Source organism: Paenibacillus forsythiae T98, from assembly GCF_000520735.1.
Classification (GTDB): Bacteria; Bacillota; Bacilli; order Paenibacillales; family Paenibacillaceae; genus Paenibacillus_AQ; species Paenibacillus_AQ forsythiae.
On sequence record NZ_ASSC01000546.1, the window covers coordinates 1 to 4,882 of the forward strand.

Annotated in this window: 4 protein-coding genes; 3 read left to right on the forward strand and 1 reads right to left on the reverse strand. The window is 53.4% G+C overall.

Features of this window, described 5'->3' with window-relative positions; all coding sequences use genetic code 11:
- From L692_RS0117170 to ltrA, 3 genes are all read left to right on the forward strand, one after another.
- Positions 1-1,006, forward strand: a 1,006-nt coding sequence (locus L692_RS0117170) for a formate--tetrahydrofolate ligase (protein ID WP_025701340.1), incomplete at its 5' end; no start/stop codon positions are given.
- Between the two features lie 354 nt (positions 1,007-1,360).
- On the forward strand, positions 1,361-2,725 hold the full coding sequence (locus L692_RS0117175) for an FAD-dependent oxidoreductase (protein ID WP_025701341.1): 1,365 nt from the start codon (positions 1,361-1,363) through the stop codon (positions 2,723-2,725).
- 630 nt (positions 2,726-3,355) lie between these two features.
- Positions 3,356-4,648 (forward strand): group II intron reverse transcriptase/maturase, encoded by a 1,293-nt coding sequence (ltrA, locus tag L692_RS0117180; protein ID WP_025701342.1) that lies wholly within the window; start codon positions 3,356-3,358, stop codon positions 4,646-4,648.
- Between the two features lie 50 nt (positions 4,649-4,698).
- Here ltrA and L692_RS32905 read toward each other — a convergent pair.
- Positions 4,699-4,882: hypothetical protein (locus tag L692_RS32905; protein WP_025701343.1), on the reverse strand; the 184-nt coding region annotated here is incomplete at its 5' end.

The following is a 4,882-nucleotide window of genomic DNA, read 5'->3' on the forward strand; positions in this document are numbered from 1 at the left end:
GATCGGCTATGACCGCGACGGGCAGCCGGTGACGGCGGGCAGTCTGAAAGCGGTGGACGCCATGACCGCGCTGCTGAAAGAGGCGATTAAGCCTAATCTGGTACAGACGCTGGAAGGGACGCCGGTCATCGTGCATGGCGGGCCGTTCGCGAATATCGCGCATGGCTGCAGCAGTGTGATCGGCACACGTTACGCGCTGAAGCTGGGCGAGGTTGTCGTGACGGAAGCAGGCTTTGGCGCCGATCTCGGAGCGGAGAAATTCATGGACATCAAATGCCGTCAGGCGGGCCTCAAGCCCTCTGCGGCGGTCCTGGTCGTTACGGTGAAATCGCTGAAGTACAACGGCGGCGTTCCCAAGGGAGAGCTGTATGCCGGCAACCGCGCCGCGCTCATTGCCGGACTTTCCAATATGCAGCGGCATATCAAGAATTTGCGGAAATTCGGCGTTCCGGTGCTGGTGGCCCTCAATCATTTTGAAGGCGACAGCCAGGCGGAGATTCAGGAAGTGCTGGCGGCCTGCCGCCGCCTGAATGTTCCCATCGCCATTTCGAAGGCTTGGGCCGAGGGCGGCCCCGGAGGTCTGGAGCTTGCGACCGCGCTCAAGAAGCTGCTGTCCGGGGCGGATACTTCCGCATATGCGCCGCTGTACAAGGACGATCTGGATATCCCGTCCAAGATCGGCAAGATCGTCAAGGAAATATACCACGGCGCCGACGTCGCCTTCAGTCCGGCGGCCAAACGCAGTCTGGCGCTGATCGAAAGATTGGGCTTAAGCCACCTGCAGGTGTGCATGGCCAAGACGCCTTATTCCTTCTCCGACCAGCCTCGCCTGCTTGGCGCGCCCGAGGGCTTCACCGTTCAGGTTCGCGACATTACGCTCTCGCTTGGAGCGGGCTTTGCCGTAGTGATTACCGGCAGCATTGTCACCATGCCGGGCCTGCCGGCCAAGCCTGCGGCCGAGGGCCTTCAGATTGACAGGGAAGGAACGCTGATCGGTCTGCTGTAGTCAGATCATTAACTCATCAAATAATGTAACAGCCTCCGGGTTCGAGCGAACCCGGAGGCTGTTTTTTTGGCGCGGCATATCGCATTCTTCCCTTATTTCAGGACGAATCGTTGGTGCAAGTTGTATCACAGCGAATCCGCTCGGCACAGACATAATGAGCGGGCAAGCGGGTAAAACTAAAACGGACTTTTTCTGAAATTGAATATTTTAAATTGTGAACAAAATGTTAAAAAACGGAAAAAGGGTTGAAATGTGATTATTCTCACAATATAATAATGGCATTAAGTGAAATAAGTCACACTCGCTTAATGTCCCATAAAACAGAGAGCTTTTAAAATGGAGGAGGAAGAAATCATGAAAGTAGCCGTTATCGGGTGTACCCACGCAGGAACCGCCGCTATTGTAAACACTGCCCAGCTGTACCCGGAAGCCGAAATTACCGTGTATGAGCGCAATGACAACATTTCGTTCTTGTCCTGCGGCATCGCGCTTTATGTGGGAGGCGTCGTGAAGGACCCGCAGGGGCTGTTCTATTCGTCCCCGGAGAAGCTGGCCGAGCTTGGAGTCAAGACCAATATGCGACATGAAGTCATCTCCGTTGATACGAAGAGCAAAACGCTGCGCGCCCGCAACCTGAGCACCGGCAAGGAGTTTGACGACACCTATGACAAGCTGATCGTAACGACAGGGTCCTGGCCGATTACGCCAAAGCTTGAGGGAATAGAGCTTGATAACATCCTGCTTTCGAAAAATTTCAACCACTCCAATACAATCATCGAAAAATCGCGGCACGCGAAGCATATCGCTGTCGTCGGAGCGGGCTATATCGGCGTCGAGCTGGTCGAAGCCTTCCAGCTTAACGGCAAAAAGGTGACGCTGATCGACGCGGAAACACGCATCCTGAGCAAATATCTTGACGCCGAATTTACGAATCCGATTGAACAGTCGCTGAAGGACCACGGCATTGAGCTTGCGCTTGGCGAGAAGGTAAGCTCCTTCAAAGGCGAGAGCGGCAAAGTAACAACGATTGTCACGGATAAAGGCGAATACAAAGCCGATCTGGTTATCCTCTGCATCGGTTTCCGTCCGAACACGGAGCTGCTGAAGGGGCAGGTCGAAATGCTTGGCAACGGCGCGATCATCGTGGACAACTACATGCGCACTAGCGCTCCTGACGTTTTTGCAGCCGGCGATAGCTGCGCGATTCACTACAACCCGACCGGCAAAACGGCCTACATCCCGCTGGCTACCAACGCCGTGCGCATGGGCACGCTGGTTGCCCGCAATCTGGTGAGCAACACGATTCCTTATATGGGAACCCAGGGCACCTCGGGCATCAAAATTTACGAGGACAACATTGCCGGAACCGGCCTGACCGAAGCCGCCGCGAAGCACGAGGGAATCGACGCCGAAGCGGTGATGATTACGGACAGCTACCGCCCGGAATTTATGCCAACCTCCGAGGAGGTTCAGCTCAAGGTGGTCTTCGAACGCGGCACGCGCCGTATCCTGGGAGCGCAGATTATGTCCAAAATGGATTTGACGCAATCGATCAATACCATTTCGGTCTGCATCCAGAACGGCATGACGATCGACCAGCTGGCCTTTATCGATTTCTTCTTCCAGCCGCATTACAACAAGCCTTGGAATTTCCTCAACACCGTCGGCCTTCAGGCGCTTCCAAAGACTACGGACAGCAAGCAGCCGGTCAGAGTGTAGCCGGAGGATTTTTCAGTATCACATACGCATTCATTAAAAGTATAGCCGAAAAGAGGGTGTCCCGTGAGCCATGGAAATGGCTGCGGCGGCGCCCTTTATTTTTGAGGCGTGCCCAGAGGCACGCATCTTCTAGTCGGTGAAAGTCCGATCGCGGGAGGAGCCAAGTCCCCGCGTAGCTAGGATACTTGCGTATGGCGAAATCTGTGCGCAAAAGCGTATCGACGAAAGTACCCGTCAGAGACGGGGCGAGCAACATGCCAGGCCGTAACATCAAGTGAATCCTGCCGCGTCGTCAAAAAGGCCTCGCAAGAGGGAAGAGAGGATGCCGAGTCCCGCTAAAATGGACGAAGGCCAAGGAAGCTGTCCAGAACTTGGAGCGACAGTGAAGAATCCTCCGGCGTAGAGGGATCGGCATGGTATGAAAGAGGATGCAGTGAACTGGGGAGACCCTCCCCTGCACAATTTTTTTTGAAACTTGTAAAGAGGCGCTCTATAAGCCCGAAAGGTGAAGTGAGCGGCCTGCAGGAAGGGAGTCCGAGGGGCTCATACTACCGAGGAACGCAGGACAACACAACCTGCGGGAGGGAAGGAGCCCTGCTTTGTTCATGTTTCTCAAGGAGGTACGAGTCAGTGAATGCCAAACGGCTAACGACACCAAAGGAAAACGTTCAAGAACTCCAAGAGAAGCTAGGTCATGCAGCCAAGGAAAGCAAGAAGCGAAGATTTCACGCGTTGTATGACAAGGTCTATCGGCTAGACATCCTGTGGGAGGCCTGGCGAAGGGTACGAGCCAACAAAGGCTCAGCCGGAATCGACGGGGAGACATTAGCGGACATTGAGAAGCAAGGAGAAATCCACTTTATCATGGGCTGTCATCGTCGGCTCAAGGAAGGGAAATATCATCCGCAACCCGTTAAACGCCAATACATCCCAAAGAAGGACGGGAAACAACGGCCATTAGGTATTCCCACGGTCAGAGACCGTGTCATACAGATGGCAACCAAGCTAGTCATTGAACCCATCTTCGAAGCAGATTTTCAAGAAACGTCCTTCGGCTTCAGGCCAAAGAGAAGTGCGAAGCAAGCCTTAGATCGTATTCGGAAAGCATGCAACCGCAAGGGGAATTGGGTGGTCGACGTCGACATCCAAGGCTACTTCGACAACATCAACCAAGAGAAGCTCATGAAACTGGTGGAAATGCGAATCAGTGACAGGCGAATTCTAAAACTGGTGCGAAAGTGGTTAGGTGCGGGAGTCATGGAGGAAGGTAAGGTCAGGCGCTCAGATCTAGGTACACCGCAAGGGGGGGTTATTTCTCCGTTGCTTGCGAACCTCTACCTGAATTACTTCGACCTCCTATGGGAGCGGCATGGCAGCAAAGTTGGAGAGCTGACACGGTATGCAGATGATTTGGTAGTCATCTGCAAAACTAAGAAGGATGCAGACCGTGCGTATGAACTCATAAAAGCGATTATGGAACGGTTGGAGTTAACCCTTCATCCAACGAAAACACGCATCGTCGGACTATGGACAGGAGAAGAAGGCTTCGATTTCTTAGGGATGCACCACCGAAAGACGAAAGCTGAAACCTCTAAAGGACAGGTATACGTTACAACCCAACAATGGTTGTGCCGCAAGGCGGAGGAGCGGATAAGAGAAGTGGTGAAGGAGCAGCTAGCACCACCAAAGATGCGCCAGAAATCATTCCAGGAACACGTGGATTACTTGAATCCCAAGATCCAAGGGTGGCGGAACTATTACTTCACATCCTACAGCCAAAGAAAGATGGCAAAATTGGACTGGTACATCCTGGGGCGACTCACAAGGTGGTACGCCAAGAAACATCAACGAGCTCGATGGATGAGCTCGTTGCGTGAAGTGAAATCATTATCCATACAATATGGACTTAAAACGCTCTTGTAATCTGCATGCACATGAATGACGAACATCGGAAAGCCGTATGAGGGAAAACCTCACGTACGGTTTGATGAGGAGGGGCTGGGCTCCGCCCAGCCTTTCACTCTAGCAGGAACCACGCGGGGAAACGAGGGATATTCGGGGATTCCAGGTGCCGCGATGACGCCGGCAATGAAGTGAGCAGCGATGAAGTAGGCAATGAAACGGATGATGAAGCGGATGATGAAGCGGATGATGAAG